Here is an 18,726-nt window from a genome sequence, read left to right as displayed (position 1 = left end):
GAGGGTTCCGCCGGACGTCGCCCGGCCCGTCCGCCGCCCACCCGTCAGCACATCCGCCGGCCCACCGGCCGGCCCGTCCACCGGCTGTCCATCGGTGCGTCCGTCGCGCAGCGATATCCCTTATGTGCCTTTAGCGTGTGGCTATGTCCGAGATGCCGCACGGTGCCCATGGCAGACCGCCCACGCGTCGCGAACGCTGGGGCTCCTTCAAGGAGTCCCCCTTCCTGCCCGCGTCCGTGCTGGTGCTGATCCTCGCCGCCGCGGCAGGCCTCTTCGCCGGTTCGTACACGTATTCCATGGCGAACCCGACCCCGCGCCATGTGCCGACCGCGACGGTGGGCGCGTACGAGGAGGGGCGGGGCAGGGCCTTCCTCGACGGGATGGAGAAGGCGCTCGACGCCTCCCTGCAGATCCACGCGTACGACAGCAGGGCGGCGGCCGTCGAGGCGGTGGACGACCAGAAGGTCTTCGCGATCCTCGATGTCCGGGACGACGGCAAGTCGGTGATCCTCGACGTCTCCGGGGCGTCCGGGGCCTCGGTCGCGGAGCTGCTGGAACAGGCCGCGCCGGCCGTCGGCAAGGCCACCGGGGTGGCGGTCACGGTCCGGGACATCAAGCCGCTCCAGGAGGGTGACCCGCGCGGGCTGGCGATCTTCTACATCTCCCTGGCGGCCGTGATCATCGGCTTCGTCGGGGCGATCCAGCTCAGCGTGCACGCGCGGGCGCTGAACCCGATGGAGCGCATCGCGTTCACGGCCGCGTACTCCCTGCTCGGCGGTTTCGTGATCGCGGCGGTGGTCGACTGGTTGCTGGGCGCGCTGGATCTGCCGTTCGTGGAGTCCTGGCTGATCCTCGCGCTGACCATGTTCACGTCCGGCATGGTCTTCTCGATGTTCAACACCCTGTTCGGGCGCTGGGCGATGCTCCCCACCTGGGGGCTGATGGTCCTGCTCGGCAACCCGTCCTCGGGCGGCGCCGTCTCCTGGCCGCTGCTGCCCTCACCGCTCGGCGTCATCGGCCGCTGGCTCCCGCCCGGCGGTTCGGTCAACGCCCAGCACACGGCGGTGTACTTCGCCGGTCACCAGCACATTTTCCCGTTCCTGGTCCTCGGGGGCTGGGCGCTGGTGTCCTGCGCGGTCTTCTGGATCTGGCGCCACCGCCACCCGGGGGGCCGCGAGGCCGGCCCGGCGCACGCGGCGGGCCGGGTGACCCCGGAAAGTTCCGCGGGCGGAGCGGCGGCCTGACTCCCCGCGCGGCGCGCCGACGGTTACGCGCTGGGCGGTGAGCAGTCGATGTCGGTGACCGCGGTCACCGTCGTGGCCGTCCGGCCGCCTGCGGGAGCGGCGTCCTCGTCGAGCCCGCGGGCGGCGTGCACCCGCAGCAGTCCGTCGATGCCGCGCAGCAGGGTGGCGCCGGCCAGGACGGGGTCGCCGAGGTAGCCGGCGCTCATCGCGCCGTCGCGGAGCATGACGAAGTGCCGCCCTGCGTACTCGGCGGAGGCGTCCGTGATGTCGGCGAACAGCCCGGTGATCGTCTGCAGGAACCACTCGCGGTGCTGTACGACGGCCCGGTGGACCGGGTGGTCGGGGGCGGGGAACTCCGCCGCCGCGTTGAGGAAGGCGCAGCCGCGGTAGCCGGGTGAGCGGATCTGCTCGACCAGGGACGCGCCGATGCCCCGCAGGATGTCGTCGGCCGGTGCGTCCGTGGCCGTCAGGGCGGCGAGCTGGGCGCGGATCGCCTTGTCGACGCTTCCGATGTAGGCCACGGCCAGGTCTTCTTTGCTGGGGAAGTGGCGGTAGAAGGTGGCGTTGGTGACCTTCGACTCGGCGACCAGGCGGTCGACGCCCACCGTGTGGATGCCCTCCGAATAGAAGAGCTGCCCGGCGGTCCTCAGGAGCCGCTCCCGGGCCTCGGAGACTCTTTTGCCGGTACCGGTTCCCGTCTGCGTCATATCGCCCAGAGTAACAGGTAGAACGATCTCTCTTGTTTTTGAGGGGGTGGATGTGTCAGGCTGCGGATGCAGACAAGAGAGACCGTTCTCTCTGGGTGTAGGTGACCTGTCTGCCCCGGCTCCGGACGGCCGAACCCGTCGCGCGGCCGGCCCACCTCCGTATCCCTCCGTCCCTCCCCGCACACACTGGAGAACCCATGGCGCCCGCCGCTTCCACCACCGCCTCCACCGCCGCTTCCCCGGGATCCGACGAGCACGTCGGCGGCACGCCCGCCCTGCGCCGGCTGTACGTCGTCCGCTTCGTCTTCGCGGCCGCCTGGGCGGGGCTCCTGGTTGTGGCGGGCCCCGACCTCAGCACCGGGGCCAAGCTGCTGCTGTTCCTCTATCCCGCCTTCGACGTGGCCGCGGCCGTCGTCGACGCCAGGTCGGCGCGCGCCGCCGGGCCGGTCAAGGGCCTGTACCTGAACATGGCCGTCAGCGCGCTCGCCGCCGTCGGCCTCGCGGTGGCCAGTACCTCGGGCGTCGCCGACGTGCTGCGCGTCTGGGGCGCCTGGGCGGTCGTCTCCGGCCTGGTCCAGCTCCTCGTGGGCGTCGCGCGCCGACCGATGGGCGGCCAGTGGGCCATGATCGCCAGCGGCGGCATCTCGGTGCTGGCCGGAGGGTCCTTCATCCGGGGCGCCTCCCAGGACAACCCCTCGCTGACCAGCCTCGCCGGCTACGCCACGCTCGGCGGGATCTTCTTCCTGGTCTCGGCGATCCGCCTGTACCGCGCGACGCCCAAGGCGTGACCTGTGCCGCGTCCGACGCACGGTGCGTGGCGCGTAGCGCGTGACGCACGGCGAAGACCCCGTCCCGGTGGGCGGGGTCTTCGCGATCGCGGCCGCGCCACGGGGGCGGCCTCCGCCACGACAGGCACGACAGGCACGACAGGGCGGCCGTGGTGTGGGCGGGCGACGGTCTGAGTCGTCGCCGGGCGCGGGACTCGCCCACAGCCCGAAACCCGAAACCCGAAACCCGAAACCCGAAGCACGAAGTCCGAAGTCCGAAGGCGGGTGCCGCGGTCCGGGTGTTCGGCGCACGCGCGCGGTGCCCGGCAAGGGCTCCGTACCGGTGAGCGGGGCTCTGGGGCACGGAACGACGAAGACCCCGCCGGTGAGGGCGGGGTCTTCGGGGTGGTGGCTGGGGCCGGGATCGAACCGGCGACCTATCGCTTTTCAGGCGATCGCTCGTACCAACTGAGCTACCCAGCCACGCGATTCACTGAAGAATCGCAGCGGTCCTGACGGGATTTGAACCCGCGGCCTCCACCTTGACAGGGTGGCGAGCACTCCAAACTGCTCCACAGGACCCAGCTGTTGTGCGCGAGCAAGCGAACTCAGTCTCGCACACGGTGTTGCGTGCCCCCAACGGGATTCGAACCCGTGCTACCGCCTTGAAAGGGCGGCGTCCTAGGCCGCTAGACGATGAGGGCTATCGGCCCGCCTGGGCGCTTCGCAGCGCGTCGGGGACGTGAGAAGCATATGGGATGTCGGGAGGGATCGCCAAAACGGTTTACGGGGTGGGGGCGGAAGGGGTCGTGGAGGCGGGCGCGCCGGGTTGGTTCTCCTTGGGGAGATGGCGGCTGACCTCGGCCGTTGTCAGCCCGAGGCCCCCGAGTTTGATCTCGTCCCAGGCCTGCAGACGGCGGGTGTCGCGGTCCAGGTAGAGGATCGAGGTCTCGATCGGAGCGGGATCGTCGCCCTCCAGCGCCCGCAGGCCGCCGCCGCCCGTCGAGCCCTCGATGCGCAGCCGGGTGCCGTACTTCAGGACCTCCATCTCCTGATGGTGGACGTGACCCGCCAGGACCAGCGGTACGTCGCCGTCCGTCTCGCGCGCGGCCGTCGGATTGTGCGCGACGGCGATGTCGACCGGGGTGCCGGCCGCCTTCTGGTCGCGGAGGGAGGAGGCGAGGCGGGCGCCCGCGAGCACCTCCGACTGCCCGCCGCCCACCGCGGCCGAGCGGTCCGGGGTGAACTGCGGGTCGCCGATGCCCGCGAAGCGCAGGCCCGCGACCGAGACGGCCCGGCCGTCGTCGAGCACGTGCACGTTCTTCATGCGCTTCAGGTAGTCCTGGGTGACCCGTCCGTCGTGGTTGCCGCGCACCCAGACGTACGGGGCGCCGAGATCGGCCGCCGGGTCGAGGAAGCCGTTCTCCGCGGCCGTACCGTGGTCCATCGTGTCGCCGGAGTCGACGATGACATCGATCTTGTACTGGTCCACCAGCGAGGCGATGATCTTCCAGCTCGCCGGGTTGAGATGGATGTCGGAGACGTGCAGGACCCGGATGGTGGAGGGGTCCGGCGCGTACGCGGGCAGCGTGGACGTGACGTCGTACAGCTTCGTCACGTTCGTCACCAGGCGGGCCAGTTCCTTCTGGTAGACGTCGAACTCGCTGACGATGCTGCGGGCGTTGCCGACGACCGAGGGGGCCGAGGAGAGCAGACCCGAGAACTTCGGCTCCAGGACGGACTTGGGGTTCCAGGTGGCGAAGGCCGTCGCTCCGCAGGCGGCCAGCAGGGTCAGCGCCAGGCCGCCCGCCGCGAGGGCCCGGCGCGGGCGGCGGTAGACCGCGAGCCCCAGCCCCGTCGCGCCGGCGACCACGGCGACGCAGGAGCGTACGGCCAGGTCGAGGGTGCCGGCGCCGACGTCCTCGGCGACCTCGTCCTGAAGGCCGGAGAGCCGTTCCGGGTGGTCGACGAGGGCCTGCGAGCGGACCGGGTCGAGCTGGTCGACGTCCACGTCGAGCCGCAGGGGGGCGGTGTGGCTGCGCAGTTCCAGGGCGCCGAGCGGCGAGACGTTGATCTTCGTGCCGCCGGTGAGGGAGGGGCGCAGGGTCATCGTCGTGTCCATGGGGCCGACCGGCGCGCGGACGTTCCCGACGATCAGCAGACCCAGCCACGCGCCGAGCAGGACGACGGCGACGAGCCCGAGCGCGCGGGTGTACGGGTGCGGCTGGTGGACGAGTTCGATGACGGGGTGGGAACGGCGTGAGCGGTAGTGGCGTACGAGGACGCGGGGAACCTTTCGCACGCGGAGCAGAGCGGCGGCAGCGGGGACGCGGGCCATTGGGCCCGTATGCCCAAGGGGTGGGGCGGGTATGCGGAGCCCCGGCCGCCGTTCCGTTCCGGCGGCCTCCGCCCGCCGCCGCGGTCCCGTGTGCGCCGGGCCTACCGTCCTGGCGTCCGTACCGGACAATGGTCATGTGCTGGAGATGACGCGCGAGGAGTTCGAGGAACTGGTCGCCGAGGCGCTGGACAGGATCCCGCCGGAGCTGACGCGGTTGATGGACAACGTGGCGGTGTTCGTCGAGGACGAACCGCCCGCCGACGATCCCGAGCTGCTCGGGCTCTACGAGGGGACCCCGCTGACCGACCGCGGTGAGTGGTACGCCGGGGTGCTGCCGGACCGGATCACGATCTACCGGGGGCCCACGCTGCGGATGTGCGGGACGCGCGAGGAGGTGGTGGCCGAGACCGAGGTGACGGTGGTGCACGAGATCGCCCACCACTTCGGCATCGACGACGCCCGGCTGCACGCCCTCGGGTACGGCTGACCCGTCCGGCCGCTCTCGGTGTCCGGCCGTTCTCGGCGTACGGCCGCTCTCCGCGTACGGCCGCGTGTCCTCTTGCGGGCGGCGGGAGTTGGGCAGGGGGACTCCTCGTACCCTTCCCCGCGCCGCCGGCTCCGTCCGGGCAAGGGGGGACCCCATCCGGAGGTAGCTGCCCGTGCGCGCCATGTACGTACCCGTCCGTCTGGCCGCCGCGGCCCTGGCAGTCGCCGCCTCCGCGGGCTGCATGAGCGTCGGTGACGACGACGGGGGCCGGGCCAAGCCCTCCCACTCGGCGGGGCAGCGGGGCGGCGAGGCGCCCGACGGAGGGTCCGCGGTGAGCGGCGGCGGCGTCGGCCACCAGGGGACGAGTGACGGAAAACACGCCAGGGCGAAGCCGGGGAAGTCCGCGTCCGGGTCGGCGTCGCCGTCGGCGGGGGAGAGCGGTTCGGCCAGGCCGAAGAAGCCGGGCAAGGACCGCACCGACGGGAAGAAGCCCAGGCCAGGGGTGCCTTCGCCGACGAAGGAGCAGCCCACGCCGACGCGTCAGGACCCGGAGCCGACGCCTCCCAAGGAGACCCCGCCGCCGTCCCCGGACCCGACCACCGCCGAGCCGTCGTCCTCGGCGCATCCGGAGCCCGAACCGCAGCTGGTCGAGCGCCGGGAGCCGGCGCCGGAGGCCGGGATCGAAGCCTGAGGCCCCCGGCCCGACGGGCCGGCCTTGCGGGCGGCCTGACGAGTGGCCCATCGATGGCTCGACGGGCGCCCCACCGATGGGCCCGAGCGCCGTCCAAGGGGGTCCAACGGGTCGCGTACATGCCTTTGACCTGCGAATTCGTCGGCGGTTTGCCTTGAGAGGCGGAGGGTGCGTATGGTAGTAGATCGTTTGATCCCATCGCCCGGCGCCATCACAGAGCGCCGCGTGGCGCGTACTCTCCCTTGCCGTGGCTGACCGCATTGAGGCGGTCGTTTGCGAAATCACGGAGTTGACGGGCGCGTGCCGAAGAGACTCCGGAAGGTTTCGCATTCGCATGTCCATTTCCAGTACTGATCACATCGTCGTGCCCGAGAACGAGGCGCCCCTCACGCCCGAGAACCTGGCACCCGAGGTGACCGAAGAGACCGCGGCCCCCGAGGCTTCCGCGGCTCCCGAGACTCCTGAGGTCACCTTCACCGACCTCGGTCTCCCCGAGGGCGTTGTGCGCAAGCTCGCGCAGAACGGCGTGACCAGCCCCTTCCCGATCCAGGCCGCGACCATCCCGGACGCCCTGGCCGGCAAGGACATCCTCGGCCGCGGCCGTACCGGCTCCGGCAAGACCCTCTCCTTCGGCCTGCCGCTGCTCACGCAGCTCTCCGGCGGCCACACCGAGAAGAAGAAGCCCCGCGGCATCATCCTCACGCCGACGCGTGAGCTCGCGATGCAGGTCGCGGACGCCCTCCAGCCGTACGGCGACGTGCTCGGCCTCAAGATGAAGGTCGTCTGCGGCGGTACGTCGATGGGCAACCAGATCTACGCCCTGGAGCGCGGCGTCGACGTCCTCGTCGCCACCCCGGGCCGGCTGCGCGACATCATCAACCGCGGCGCCTGCTCCCTGGAGAACGTCCAGGTCGCCGTGCTCGACGAGGCCGACCAGATGTCCGACCTGGGCTTCCTGCCCGAGGTCACCGAGCTGCTCGACCAGATCCCCGGCGGCGGCCAGCGCATGCTGTTCTCGGCCACCATGGAGAACGAGATCTCCACGCTGGTCAAGCGCTACCTGACCAACCCGGTGACGCACGAGGTCGACAGCGCCCAGGGCAACGTCACGACCATGACGCACCACATCCTCATCGTGAAGCCCAAGGACAAGGCGCCGGTCACCTCCGCGATCGCCTCCCGCAAGGGCCGCACGATCATCTTCGTCCGCACCCAGCTGGGCGCCGACCGCATCGCCGAGCAGCTCTGCGACTCCGGCGTGAAGGCCGACGCGCTGCACGGCGGAATGACGCAGGGTGCCCGCACCCGCGTGCTCGAAGACTTCAAGAAGGGCTACGTCAACGCGCTCGTCGCGACCGACGTCGCCGCCCGAGGCATCCACGTCGACGGCATCGACCTGGTCCTGAACGTGGACCCGGCCGGTGACCACAAGGACTACCTGCACCGCTCCGGCCGTACGGCCCGCGCGGGGCGCAGTGGCACGGTCGTGTCGCTCTCCCTGCCGCACCAGCGCCGCCAGCTCTTCCGTCAGATGGAGGACGCGGGCGTCGACGCCACGCGTCACATCATCCAGGGCGGCGCGGCCTTCGACCCGGAGGTCGCCGAGATCACGGGCGCCCGGTCGATGACCGAGGTCCAGGCCGAGTCCGCGGGCAACGCGGCGCAGCAGGCCGAGCGTGAGGTGTCGCAGCTCGCCAAGGAGCTGGAGCGCGCTCAGCGGCGTGCCGTCGAGCTGCGCGAGGAGGCCGACCGCCTGGTCGCCCGCTCCGCGCGTGAGCGTGGCGAGGACCCGGAGGCCGCGCTGGCCGAGGCTGCCGCTGTCGTCGAGGCCGCCGCTGCGGCCGTGGCGCAGGAGCCGGTGGCGCAGGCCGCCGAGTCGCGCGACGAGGCGCCGCGTCAGCGCCGTGACGAGCGTGGCAACTACGAGCGCCGTGACAACCGTCGTGACGACCGCCCGTCCGGTGGTTTCCGCCGCGACGACCGTGGTGGCGACCGTGGCGGATTCCGTCGCGACGACCGTCCCTCGGGCGGCTCGGGCGGTGGCTTCAACCGTGACCGCCGTGACGGCGACCGTCCCACCGGCGGCGGCTTCAACCGTGACCGTCGTGACGACCGCCCGTCGGGTGGCTTCAACCGTGACCGGCAGGGCGACCGCCCCACCGGCGGCGGCTTCAACCGTGACCGCCGTGACGAGCGTCCCTCGGGCGGTTTCCGCCGGGACGACCGCCGCGACGACCGTGGTGGCGACCGTGGCGGCTTCCGTCGCGACGACCGCCCCACCGGTTCCTCGGGCGGCGGTTTCAACCGTGACCGCCGTGAGGGCGACCGTCCCACCGGCGGTGGCTTCCGCCGCGACGACCGTCCCGCGGGTGGTCACCGAGGCAGCGACCGTCCGTTCAACCGTGACCGGCAGGACCGTCCCACCGGCGGCGGTTTCCGCTCCGGCGGCCACGACCGCCCGTCCGGCCGCCGTGACGACCACCGCGGCACCGGCTCCGGCTCGGGTTCGAGCTCGGGTACCGGTTCCTCCTTCGGCCGCCGCGACGAGAAGCCGCGCTGGAAGCGCAACGGCTGACGTCTGCCGACGCCGTAGCAGGTAGCAGTACCACGAAGGGCCCGGACGACCTCGGTCGTCCGGGCCCTTCGGCGTTCCCGCTGCGGCGGGAGATGCCAACTCCCCTGTCAGACCCGGCTGTTACGCTCCGGCGCGGAATCGGACGGTCCGGCGGGCAGCCGGGCCCAGGGGAGGGGACCCTTTGAAGCCACCAGTTCGTCATGCCCTCGTACGCGGCGCGATCGCCGTGGCGCTCGCGTCGTCGGCCGTCGCGGTCACCCCGTGGACGGCCGCGGCGGCCGAGAACCGGCCCCCGTCGCAGCCGGTGGCGGCCGACCTCACGACCAGGGGCGCGGCCTGCGCGGGAGGGGCGGACCCGACGTACGTGGGTGAGGTGCCGGCGTTGTCCGCGGTGTTGCGTGACCCGGACGGGGACCGGGTGAGCGCCCAGTTCGAGGTGTCCTGGACGGACGGTGCGGGCGAACCTCAGGTGCGTACCGTCGAGACGTCCGCCAAGTCCAGCGGTTCGTCGTTCAGCTGGACCGTGCCGTCCGAGATACCCGCGTTCACCGACGTGAGCTGGCGGGTGCGGGCGGGCGACGGCACGGCGTGGGGGGCGTGGAGTTCGGACGGCGGAGGACAGCCGTGCGTGTTCGTGTACGACAACGTGGCGCCCGCGAAGCCCTCGGTGTCGTCGCCCGAGTACCCCGACGACCATGTGTGGCGCGACGGGGTGGGCTCGTACGGCACGTTCACCGTCGACTCCACGTCGGACGACACGGTGTCGTACCTCTACTACTTCCAGGGCGAGGGCACGCGGACCGTGAAGCCGGCGGAGCCCGGCGGCCCGGTCGTACTGAACTGGCTGCCGCAGTCCTCGGGCATCCCCAGGCTGACGGTCCAGGCCGTCGACCGGGCGGGTAACGCGAGCGCCCGTGTCGACTACACGTTCCTCGTGAGCGAGGGCCGTACGCCCGTCGCCGCGTGGAAGCTCGCCGACACGGCCGGGGCCACCGAGGCCGCCGCCGACGCGGGCGGCCGGGCCGCGACGGCGGGCGGCGGGGTCGATTTCGGCGCCGGGGGTCCCTCGCGGACCGCGGTGACGGGAGCGGCCGAGTTCGACGGAACGGACGCCGCGTACCTGACCAGCGGCGCTCCGGCGACGGACCCGGGCAAGGCCTTCAGCGTGAGCGCCTGGGTGCGTCCGGACTCCCTGGCCGAGGACCTGGCGGCGGTGAGCCAGGGCGGTGGCGCGGACGCGGCCGCGTTCGGGCTGGGGACGGACGACGGCGCCTGGTCGTTCACGGTCGGCGACTCGGTCGTACGGGGCGGAGTGCCGGAGAGCGGGGAGTGGGCGCAGCTGACGGGCGTCCACGACCCGGTGGCCGGGACGGCCCGCCTGTACGTGAACGGCAAGTCGGTCGGCACCGCCGAGAACGTCACGGCGCCCCCGGCGTCCGGGAACCTCCAGATCGGGCGGGCCGGGGACGGCGCGGGCGGCAACTGGCACGGCGCGCTGGCCGACGTCCGCGTGTGGGACCGGGTGGTCGTCGCTCCCGAGGCCGCCGTGCTCGCGAAGCGCGGCACCGCGAGCAAGGGGTACTGGGCGCTGGACGAGGCGGCCGGCGGCGGCAGCCCGGAGCGGGACGGCGGACCGCCGCTGACGTTCGGCGGGGACGCGACGATCTACAACGGCGACGACTCCTGCGACCCGGGGGCCGACCCGGACTGCGTACCGGTGCCGCTGCCCCTCGTCGGGGCCGGGCATCTGGTGCTGGACGGCGACGGCGACTTCGCCGCGGCGGACGGGCCGGTCGTCGACACCGGGGACAGCTTCTCGCTCTCGGCCCACGTGCGGGTCGACGGCGAGTCACAGGACCGGCCGATGACGGTGCTGTCGCTGCCGGGTGCGGACGGCTCCCTCGTCGCGGTGCGCTACTCGGGGGCCTCGCAGCACCTCGAAGCGGTCCTGACCGACGCGAACGGCGAGGTGACCACAGTCACCGCGGAGAGTGCGTGGGCCTCCCCGGACGACGACCACCACGTGTCGCTCGTGTACGACGACGGGGCCGACGAGATCCTGCTGTACGTCGACGGGGAGGTCTCGGCGCGGACGTCGTACCGGCCGGGCTGGACGGCGAGGACCGGGATCCAGGTCGGCCGGTCGCGGGTGGCCGGGGGCTGGGGCGAGTACCTGGACGGAGTGGTCGACGAGGTGCACGTCCACGCGGGGGTGCTGACCTCGGACCAGGTCACCTACCTGCGGCTGGGAATGGCGGACGTGTAGCGGAGGCGGGGGCCCGGTGGAGCCGGGACCCCACCGACCGTGTTTCGGCCAGATGAACCGCATTGTGGCGCATGTCATACCCCCGGCGAGGGAATTGCTGGGGGCATGACAGAAGACGCCAGAGTGAGTGGGCTGTCGGACGAAGAGCGGCTGGCCCAGCTCGGTTACACGCAGGTTCTCGCCCGCCGCATGTCGGCGTTCTCCAACTACGCGGTCTCCTTCACGATCATCTCGGTCCTGTCGGGCTGCCTGACGCTCTACCTGTTCGGCATGAACACCGGCGGGCCCGCCGTGATCACCTGGGGCTGGGTCGCGGTCGGGCTCATGACCCTGTTCGTCGGACTCGCGATGGCCGAGATCTGTTCGGCGTACCCGACCTCCGCGGGCCTGTACTTCTGGGCCCACCGCCTCGCCCCGCCGCGTACGGCCGCGGCCTGGGCGTGGTTCACGGGCTGGTTCAACGTCCTCGGCCAGGTCGCGGTGACCGCGGGCATCGACTTCGGGGCCGCGTCCTTCCTGGGCGCGTACCTGAACCTCCAGTTCGACTTCGAGGTCACACCCGGCCGTACGATCCTGCTCTTCGCCGGGATCCTGATCCTGCACGGCCTGCTGAACACCTTCGGCGTACGCATCGTCGGCCTCCTCAACAGCGTCAGCGTGTGGTGGCACGTCGTGGGCGTGGCGGTCATCGTGGGCGCGCTGACCTTCGCGCCGGACCACCACCAGTCGGCGTCCTTCGTCTTCACGGAGTTCGTGAACAACACGGGCTGGGGCAGCAGCTTCTACGTGGTGCTGCTCGGCCTGCTGATGGCCCAGTACACCTTCACCGGGTACGACGCCTCGGCGCACATGACGGAGGAGACGCACGACGCGTCCACGGCCGGACCGAAGGGCATCGTCCAGTCCATCTGGACCTCGTGGATCGCGGGCTTCGTCCTCCTCCTCGGCTTCACCTTCGCGATCCAGTCGTACGACGGAGCCCTCACGTCGCCGACGGGGGTGCCGCCGGCCCAGATCCTCCTGGACGCGCTCGGCGCGACGGCGGGCAAGCTCCTGCTCCTCGTCGTCATCGGCGCGCAGCTGTTCTGCGGCATGGCGTCGGTGACGGCCAACTCCCGCATGATCTACGCCTTCTCGCGTGACGGGGCGCTGCCGTACTCGCATCTCTGGCACACGGTGAACCCGCGCACCCGTACGCCCGTCGCGGCGGTGTGGCTCGCGGCGCTGAGCGCGCTGGTCCTCGGCCTGCCGTACCTGATCAACGTGACCGCGTACGCGGCGGTGACGTCCATCGCGGTGATCGGCCTCTACATCGCGTACGTCATACCCACCCTGCTCCGGCTGCGCAAGGGCGAGGCCTTCGAACGCGGCCCGTGGCACCTGGGCCGCTGGTCCCGCCCGATCGGCATCGTGGCGGTCGCCTGGGTGGGCGTGATCACGATCCTCTTCATGCTGCCCCAGGTCTCCCCGGTCACCTGGGAGACGTTCAACTACGCCCCCATCGCCGTCCTGGCGGTGCTCGGCTTCGCGGCGGCGTGGTGGTTCGCCTCGGCCCGGCACTGGTTCCTGAACCCGGACCACGAGCGCACCCGCGCCCGCGAGGCGGCTCGCGCGGGCGCCCCGGAGCCACTCGATCCCTGACGTCCCGGCCTGCCCCGGAGCCGGCCGATCCGTGACCTCCGGACCCTCCGGCGCGGCCGGGACACCGATACCCGATCGGAGTCCCGGCCGCGTCCGGCTATGCTCGTTCCTGCATCGGCAGTGGTCGCTGCGTGCGTCGGCGTCGGCCGGCGCACGGACCCTTAGCTCAATTGGCAGAGCAGTGGACTTTTAATCCATTGGTTGTGGGTTCGAGTCCCACAGGGTCTACACGGGAGTCCCCAGCTCAGAGGTATGAGGAGCTGGGGACTCAGTCTTTCTCGCGTCGGCGGGGATCGCGGAACGATCGGATTGAGTACGCGTTCTCAGCCGCCGCCGGCCGCCCGATGACAGAGTTGCTCCATGCCCACTTCAACGTCCGTCCGGAGCGCGGTACTTGTCGGTGCGGTGCTCATCCTGACGCTCGGCGCCTGTGGCCGGGAGAGGCCCGCGGACGCGACGGCGGGCTCCGGCTCCGGCACAGCTACACCCAGCGCCCCAGGAGCCTCTCCGTACGTGGAGCCGGGGGCCGGTGACGGGGCCCCGCACTACAACGAGAACAACGCCTACCGGCGCACGGGCGAGATGTCCCCCGCCCACGAGCGGGATGCCGAACGGGAGGCCGCCCGTATCGAGCCGGTGCTCAAGCGGCTGTGGGAGCAGGGGAAGTGGGACCCAGCGACCGTGCGCGCGGCGCTGCTCGAACTCGGGTACGAGGAGGGTGACGGCGCGCTGACCGTCCGGGAGATGTTCCCGCGTTTCGAGAACGACGAGTACAACACCCCCGAGGGGGCGATGGTCGGCCTGAGCGTCCACCCCGACGCCTGCGTCACCGCGTTCGTGCAGAAGTCCGACTACAGCGTGCAGACCAACGGCCCGTACCCGGAGACAGGCTGCTTCGAGCCTCCCTACGGGCACTGAGCTCGGGCACAGAGCGGACCGAGGAAGGGGTCACGTCGTGCCGCTGGCCACGCCCCGGGCCGGCGTGGGGGTGGGGGTGGGGATCCCGGTTTCATTCCTCGTTCAGGAGTTCAGCCGCGGCCTTCGGATCCATGAGGGTCGACCAGGCTTGCTCGGCGGGAAGAAGGAGGCGGCCGGGGAGGGCGTACTCGGGGTACCAGACAGTGGGATCGCAGCCGGGGACATGGCGCAGGATGACCGCGATGAGATCGTCGGGTACGGATCCGGTGATGCGTACGGCAGCGTAGGTCTCATGGCCGTCGTCGGCGCGGACGAGGATGCCGAGGCGAAAAGTGGGAAAGTCGGCGGCGTGTTCATGCCCGTCGTGCAGTGATCCGCGGGCCAGCTCCCGGACGGTCGCAGCGAGATGGCGGACCAGCCGGGTACCGGCTTCGAGTTGGTAGCGATCACGGTCGTTCTGGTCAGGGAGAAGATGCCCGACGTATGTGGTGGTGCTCAGAGGCTGGCGGTTGTCGGCGTTGTAGCGGGCTCGCGCAGCCCTCGCGGTCGTCTCCAGGGCTGAGTAGAAGTCGTCCGGTGACCCGTCCTCGCGTTGCCCGGCAGCGATGAGCCAGGGCAGATCCTCGTCGGTCCAGACCGCTCCGCGCCAGCGCCGGACCTTGACTTTGAAGAGCACCTCATCATCGACCGAGCGGATCCGCTCATGTCCTGTCTCGTCGTCGGCGAAGTGTTCCCTGGCTTTGATCAGGATCGGATGATCCAGCTCATCCAGCGGTTCCCGGGCTGATGGAAGCGGTAGTTTCAGGTCCTCGCGCAGTGCGCGGAGGGTGGGTCGAGCGGGCCGCACGGATCAGCCGTCCTCGTCCTCGCCCACTCCGCCGAGTTCCCTTATCCGCTCCGGTGACAGTCCGGTGAGCAGCGAGACGCTCGACTCCACGGAACCGTCGAGTTTGCGCATCTTCTCCAGCATGCTGGCCCGAACCTCCTCGCGGCGGAGCTCCAGGTAGGTTCGGACGGCCTCCGCGACCAGGTCCTTCTTCGTCATCCCCAGAAAGTGGGCGCCGTCCGCGATCAGCTCGTCTATGGCCGCGTCGACTTTCAACGGTGCTGTCGTTCGCGGTGTCCGACTGCGGGCTTCCTCTGTGCTCCTCATGCTCACACCCTCTCTGGTACCAAAAGGTACTCCTATTCTTCTCCATTCACGAGGGAGGGGTGGGCAGTGAGACGCCTGTTCGAACTTCCTGTCGGTCTCGATGGACGCGGCGCTCGTCCTGCCGATGCGGCCAAGCCAGCCCTTTCAGGCGTTCGCTTCGCCCTCATCGGGACCGCCGCTGGGTGGCCGTTCGGCGACGAAGGAGCCCTTGCCGCGCACCGTGACGATGAGCCCGCGCTCGCGCAGTTCCTGGGCAGCGCGACGTGCGGTGAGCCGGGCCACGCCGTATTCGTCGGCGAGGTGGTTCTCGGAGGGGATGGGCCTGTCGGGTGCCAGCTCGCCGGATGCAATCTTCTTGGCGATCACGTCAGCCAGTTGCACGTAGAGCGGCCTCGCGCTCATCGGATCCAGGACAGCCCTCGGCTCTTCCTTTTCGCTCATGTGTCCAACGTAGAGCGGCAACGATATGCACGAACGTGTGGATCCCTCTTAACTTGTATGTAGAGGGCTGCACCCTGATATAGCGTCGCAGACGTAAAGACCCCGGCGAGGTGGCTAGACCTCCCGGGGCGTGGCCAACGCTTAGCTAAGGAGCGTCAACGTGCTCGACCTTATCCGCCGCACCCTCCAGTGGATGCGGCTTCTCTTTTGCCCGGGTACGGGTCGGCGGCGTCGCATCCGGCATCGCACCTACCTCTGCCTTCACATCACCGCCGTGCGGCACCCCGTGCGTCCCCAACTCGCCGCCCACGACCAGCAGGCCGCACTTCAGCAGCGACGCCGTCTCGCCCTCGTGCTCGCCGCCGATCTGGGGATCGACCTCGACTCGCATCTGATCGGTGCGCGGGAGGTGGCCGCCTGATGGAGCGCATCGGCAACCCCACGCCCCGCCTGCTGCCCTGGCAGTCCCTCGACGGCAAACCCTGCTATCTGGTGACGGACGACGGTACCGGGTATCTGTCGCGTCTCGCCGACGATCTGGAGACGGTCCTGCTCGCCACCGGCGTCGACGTGCTCGCCCTCGCCCGTCCGCTCCTGGACGACCCGGCCTCGCCGTACACCGAGGTCCGCTTCGCCGGGCTCCGGCTCGCCGAGTGCCTGACGGATGCCCTGCGCGTCGCCGAGTCCCGGGGTACGCGTCTGCCGCCCGTGCCGGAGAGGGCGAGCTGAATTGGCCGGGGTGGGTGTCGCACCCCAGCTTTACTTATCGGCGTGAGGAGCCTGGACAATTTTCGGGAGAATTTGCCACGGTGAGGGGCGCTGGACAAGGGATTGCTCATTGGACATGCGGCCTATACCTCCTGGAGGTTCAGCTGTGCCATTCGCCCGCCTCGAACCAAACTCCTTCGCCTTTTACGCCGCGCAGAGCGCTTTCTCTGGACCCGGCGATCTCGGTCGTCTTTATGGCGGTCTTCCGCGTGATCCGGGCCGACTCGCCCGTGCGGCCCGTGATCTGACGGTTCACCGTCTGGAAGGCGAGATCTTCTGTCATGCCGTCACGCCGGAACGCCTGCACAACGACGCCGAGACGCGCTACCTCGATGACATCCTGCGGCTCGTCATCGAGCGGGACGACGCCCCGTTGACACAGCGGCGCGAGATCGGGGACCGGTTCGTCGGGGTCTGCCGGGACTTCGCGCTGCTGCACTGCTCGTTCCTGCGCCACGCGGGCACACCCGCACGCCTGCGGTCCGGCTTCGCCGACTACTTCGGCTCGGACGGATTCCACTGCGACCACATGGTGACCGAGTACTGGGACGACGCACGCGGCTGGCTGCTCGCCGATCCTCAGCTGGCCGACCCGGTCGTCGCCGACAGGTGGGCGGTCGACTTCGACCCGATGGACGTACCGCGCGACCGTTTTCTCGTCGCGGGCAAGGCCTGGCGGGCCATCCGTGCGGGTGATGCGGACGCCAGCACCTTCGGACTCCATCTCCCGGAGGAGGGGCCGATGTTCGGGGAGTGGTTCGTGGCCCACGACATGCGGATCGACCTGGCCGCGCTGAACAAGGTGGAGACACTGCTGTGGGACACCTGGGGGGTGGGCTCGGGCGGCAGCGGTGGCAACAGGGGGATGACGGATACGGTCTGTGAGCAGTACGACCGGGCCTCGCTCGTGCTGGGCGACGACGTTCCCTTCGATGCCGTGCGGAAGCTGTTCGCGGAGGAGCAGGAGCTGCGGACGCCGAGGACCGTGCTGTCACTGGCACCGTTCATCGGACCGCGCGAAGTCACACTCCGGTGAGGGGGTGCGTTCCGTTCTCAGGCAACCTCAGGCAACCTCTTCGAACGCCCGGCGGTCTTATCGGAAGACGACGTGCCGAGGTCCTGAGCGAGGGTGGAATGGCGAATCCGAACACCGTGGTGACATGGGTCGACGTACGCGACGGACTGCCCCGGAACGGTATACCGGTGGCGGCGGCGATCACTGGCCGATATCCAGCTCAGAACTCCACCGACTCCGAGGAATTCTGGCTCGTGAAGACCATGTACTTCGCGACTCTGCATTTCAGCGAGGACCGGACAGAGCACAGAGACTGTTTCGTCGACTCCGACGGGATCGTCCGTCTGCCCCACGGCTCCACCCACGATGAAACCCGTGATGAAACCAGCGATGAGACCACTGAGGAAACGGTGACTCACTGGGCCCCGCTGCCCACCCTGCCGGGCGGCACGACGCACCTCGTTCTCGGGAAGGACGTGCGGCCGGCTCTTCGGGACGCGTGGGGCGCCCGTCCCGTCACGTGATCAGCAGCAGCGCCGTCCACATCACGACCGCCAGGGACGGCAGCAGGTAGGCGATCAGCACGATCGACCGGCCTCGGCCGCGGCCCTGCCCGCGAGTGGACCAACCCGCCCACGTGGCCGCGTACTCCGGCAGGCGTTGCAGTGCCTGCCGCTGGACGTGCTGGTAGTAGAGACGGTGCCGGTGGCCGACGTACAGCCAGGTGAGGGCCAGTACGAGGCCGAAGGCGGCCAGGACGCGTGCCGCCACGAGGTGTTGCTCCGAGGTGAGGAGCGTCGTGTACGCCACGGCGAAGAGCGACTGGCCCACCAGGAAGAGGTTGCCCCGCTGGAACAGCATCGTGTTCTCGTGCAGCGTGTGCTGCCAGAGCCGGCCGTCCTCCGCTACGCGCTGAGCCTGCGCCAGGGCCTGTGCCTGTGCCTCACTGTCGTCCCCCATGTCACCGTTCTGCCCAGCCGTCGCGCGGAGCCACCGCTTCCGGAAGCAGTGGCCCGGCGGCCTTGTCGGCCCGCCGCGTCAGCCCGCCGTGAGTTCCGCCAGCGGGAGCGTGTGCTGGGTCTGGAGGACCTTCGCCCGGAGGTACAGGACGTTGTGGGCCGTGGTGAACACGCCCGTCGGGACGCGGTGCTGTACGTCGATGCCGAGCGCGCGCAGCTGTTCCGCCTTGTCGGGGTTGTTGGACAGGAGGTCCAGCTCCGTGATGCCGAGAGCCGTGAGCATCTGGGCCGCCGCCGTGTAGTCGCGGGCGTCCTCCGGGAGGCCCAGGGCCGTGTTGGCGGCGTACGTGTCGAGCCCCTGGTCCTGGAGGGCGTACGCGTCGAGCTTGTTGTAGAGGCCTATGCCGCGGCCCTCCTGGCGGAGGTAGAGGAGGACGCCACCGCGCTCGGCGATCTGCTCGACGGCCTCACGCAGCTGGGGGCCGCAGTCGCAGCGTGACGAGCCGAAGGCGTCGCCCGTCAGGCACTCGGAGTGCAGGCGGACCAGGGGTGTGGCGCCGGCGGGGTCGCCGAGGATCATCGCCACGTGTTCCTGGCCGTCGGTCAGTCCGTGGAAGGTGACCAGTTCGGCGTCGACGCTGTAGCCGTCGTGGAAGCGCAGGGGCACCCGGACGCGCGAGCGCAGGGTGGCGGCGGGGTAGTCGGGCATGCGGGTACTCCGGTCCACGGTCCTCATCTGCTTCAGATTTGAAGCAG

19 protein-coding genes and 4 tRNA genes are annotated in these 18,726 nt (G+C 70.5%); 13 read left to right on the top strand and 10 right to left on the bottom strand.

Annotated features, from left to right (window positions below):
- Window positions 1-152: 152 nt before the first annotated feature.
- Window positions 153-1,244: an ABC transporter permease gene (locus tag OHS59_RS21880; protein ID WP_328499304.1), complete on the top strand. Its 1,092-nt coding sequence runs from the start codon at window positions 153-155 to the stop codon at window positions 1,242-1,244.
- Window positions 1,245-1,267: 23 nt separating this feature from the next.
- Here the strand turns inward: OHS59_RS21880 and OHS59_RS21875 are convergent, their stop codons facing one another.
- Window positions 1,268-1,951, bottom strand: coding sequence for a TetR/AcrR family transcriptional regulator (locus OHS59_RS21875; protein WP_328495106.1), 684 nt, complete (start codon window positions 1,949-1,951; stop codon window positions 1,268-1,270).
- Between the two features lie 197 nt (window positions 1,952-2,148).
- Between OHS59_RS21875 and OHS59_RS21870 the strand changes: the two genes are divergently transcribed.
- On the top strand, window positions 2,149-2,739 hold the full coding sequence (locus OHS59_RS21870) for a hypothetical protein (protein ID WP_328495105.1): 591 nt from the start codon (window positions 2,149-2,151) through the stop codon (window positions 2,737-2,739).
- A 385-nt stretch (window positions 2,740-3,124) separates the two neighbouring features.
- Here the strand turns inward: OHS59_RS21870 and OHS59_RS21865 are convergent.
- The 4 genes from OHS59_RS21865 to OHS59_RS21850 all read right to left on the bottom strand — a co-directional run bounded on the left by OHS59_RS21865 (window position 3,125) and on the right by OHS59_RS21850 (window position 5,056).
- A tRNA-Phe gene (locus OHS59_RS21865) sits at window positions 3,125-3,201 on the bottom strand.
- A gap of 24 nt (window positions 3,202-3,225) precedes the next feature.
- A tRNA-Asp gene (locus OHS59_RS21860) sits at window positions 3,226-3,300 on the bottom strand.
- 49 nt (window positions 3,301-3,349) lie between these two features.
- Window positions 3,350-3,422, bottom strand: a tRNA-Glu gene (locus tag OHS59_RS21855).
- Window positions 3,423-3,502: 80 nt separating this feature from the next.
- Window positions 3,503-5,056 (bottom strand): metallophosphoesterase, encoded by a 1,554-nt coding sequence (locus tag OHS59_RS21850; protein ID WP_328495104.1) that lies wholly within the window; start codon window positions 5,054-5,056, stop codon window positions 3,503-3,505.
- A 136-nt stretch (window positions 5,057-5,192) separates the two neighbouring features.
- Between OHS59_RS21850 and OHS59_RS21845 the strand changes: the two genes are divergently transcribed.
- From OHS59_RS21845 to OHS59_RS21815, 7 genes are all read left to right on the top strand, one after another.
- On the top strand, window positions 5,193-5,543 hold the full coding sequence (locus tag OHS59_RS21845; RefSeq protein WP_189776386.1) for a metallopeptidase family protein: 351 nt from the start codon (window positions 5,193-5,195) through the stop codon (window positions 5,541-5,543).
- Between the two features lie 172 nt (window positions 5,544-5,715).
- Window positions 5,716-6,234, top strand: a complete 519-nt coding sequence (locus OHS59_RS21840; RefSeq protein ID WP_328495103.1) for a hypothetical protein — start codon at window positions 5,716-5,718, stop codon at window positions 6,232-6,234.
- 334 nt (window positions 6,235-6,568) lie between these two features.
- Window positions 6,569-8,809 (top strand): DEAD/DEAH box helicase, encoded by a 2,241-nt coding sequence (locus tag OHS59_RS21835; protein ID WP_328495102.1) that lies wholly within the window; start codon window positions 6,569-6,571, stop codon window positions 8,807-8,809.
- A gap of 181 nt (window positions 8,810-8,990) precedes the next feature.
- Window positions 8,991-11,075, top strand: a complete 2,085-nt coding sequence (locus OHS59_RS21830; protein WP_328495101.1) for a LamG domain-containing protein — start codon at window positions 8,991-8,993, stop codon at window positions 11,073-11,075.
- Between the two features lie 105 nt (window positions 11,076-11,180).
- Window positions 11,181-12,716 (top strand): amino acid permease, encoded by a 1,536-nt coding sequence (locus OHS59_RS21825; protein WP_328495100.1) that lies wholly within the window; start codon window positions 11,181-11,183, stop codon window positions 12,714-12,716.
- Window positions 12,717-12,871: 155 nt separating this feature from the next.
- Window positions 12,872-12,944, top strand: a tRNA-Lys gene (locus OHS59_RS21820).
- Window positions 12,945-13,076: 132 nt separating this feature from the next.
- The gene (locus tag OHS59_RS21815; RefSeq protein WP_328495099.1) at window positions 13,077-13,634 is read left to right on the top strand and encodes a hypothetical protein; all 558 of its coding nucleotides are present in this window, start codon (window positions 13,077-13,079) and stop codon (window positions 13,632-13,634) included.
- A 91-nt stretch (window positions 13,635-13,725) separates the two neighbouring features.
- Here OHS59_RS21815 and OHS59_RS21810 read toward each other — a convergent pair whose 3' ends face one another.
- The 3 genes from OHS59_RS21810 to OHS59_RS21800 all read right to left on the bottom strand — a co-directional run bounded on the left by OHS59_RS21810 (window position 13,726) and on the right by OHS59_RS21800 (window position 15,228).
- A complete protein-coding gene (locus tag OHS59_RS21810) occupies window positions 13,726-14,481 on the bottom strand; it encodes a hypothetical protein (RefSeq protein WP_328495098.1) in 756 nt (251 codons plus the stop codon).
- 3 nt (window positions 14,482-14,484) lie between these two features.
- Window positions 14,485-14,736: a hypothetical protein gene (locus OHS59_RS21805; RefSeq protein WP_328495097.1), complete on the bottom strand. Its 252-nt coding sequence runs from the start codon at window positions 14,734-14,736 to the stop codon at window positions 14,485-14,487.
- 195 nt (window positions 14,737-14,931) lie between these two features.
- Window positions 14,932-15,228 carry a GntR family transcriptional regulator gene (locus OHS59_RS21800; protein WP_328495096.1) on the bottom strand — a complete coding sequence of 99 codons (297 nt, stop codon included), beginning with the start codon at window positions 15,226-15,228 and terminating at the stop codon, window positions 14,932-14,934.
- A gap of 160 nt (window positions 15,229-15,388) precedes the next feature.
- Between OHS59_RS21800 and OHS59_RS21795 the strand changes: the two genes are divergently transcribed.
- From OHS59_RS21795 to OHS59_RS21780, 4 genes are all read left to right on the top strand, one after another.
- Window positions 15,389-15,649 carry a hypothetical protein gene (locus OHS59_RS21795; RefSeq protein WP_328495095.1) on the top strand — a complete coding sequence of 87 codons (261 nt, stop codon included), beginning with the start codon at window positions 15,389-15,391 and terminating at the stop codon, window positions 15,647-15,649.
- On the top strand, window positions 15,649-15,957 hold the full coding sequence (locus OHS59_RS21790) for a hypothetical protein (RefSeq protein ID WP_328495094.1): 309 nt from the start codon (window positions 15,649-15,651) through the stop codon (window positions 15,955-15,957). The genes OHS59_RS21795 and OHS59_RS21790 overlap by 1 nt, the downstream gene beginning before the upstream one ends.
- Window positions 15,958-16,102: 145 nt before the next feature.
- Window positions 16,103-17,032 carry a transglutaminase domain-containing protein gene (locus OHS59_RS21785; RefSeq protein ID WP_328495093.1) on the top strand — a complete coding sequence of 310 codons (930 nt, stop codon included), beginning with the start codon at window positions 16,103-16,105 and terminating at the stop codon, window positions 17,030-17,032.
- 98 nt (window positions 17,033-17,130) lie between these two features.
- Window positions 17,131-17,535 carry an AQJ64_40280 family protein gene (locus OHS59_RS21780; protein WP_328495092.1) on the top strand — a complete coding sequence of 135 codons (405 nt, stop codon included), beginning with the start codon at window positions 17,131-17,133 and terminating at the stop codon, window positions 17,533-17,535.
- On the opposite strand, the gene OHS59_RS21775 is transcribed toward OHS59_RS21780, so the two are convergent.
- Both OHS59_RS21775 and OHS59_RS21770 read right to left on the bottom strand, forming a co-directional pair.
- On the bottom strand, window positions 17,528-17,971 hold the full coding sequence (locus tag OHS59_RS21775) for a RipA family octameric membrane protein (RefSeq protein WP_328495091.1): 444 nt from the start codon (window positions 17,969-17,971) through the stop codon (window positions 17,528-17,530). The genes OHS59_RS21780 and OHS59_RS21775 overlap by 8 nt on opposite strands.
- Window positions 17,972-18,049: 78 nt before the next feature.
- Window positions 18,050-18,679: a GTP cyclohydrolase II gene (locus OHS59_RS21770; RefSeq protein ID WP_328495090.1), complete on the bottom strand. Its 630-nt coding sequence runs from the start codon at window positions 18,677-18,679 to the stop codon at window positions 18,050-18,052.
- Between the last annotated feature and the right edge of the window lie 47 nt (window positions 18,680-18,726).

Origin of the sequence: Streptomyces sp. NBC_00414, from assembly GCF_036038375.1 — a bacterium.
In the GTDB taxonomy this organism is placed as follows: Bacteria; Actinomycetota; Actinomycetes; order Streptomycetales; family Streptomycetaceae; genus Streptomyces.
The sequence above is the reverse complement of the archived record's forward strand: the minus strand, read 5'-3'. Positions and strand labels throughout refer to the sequence as shown.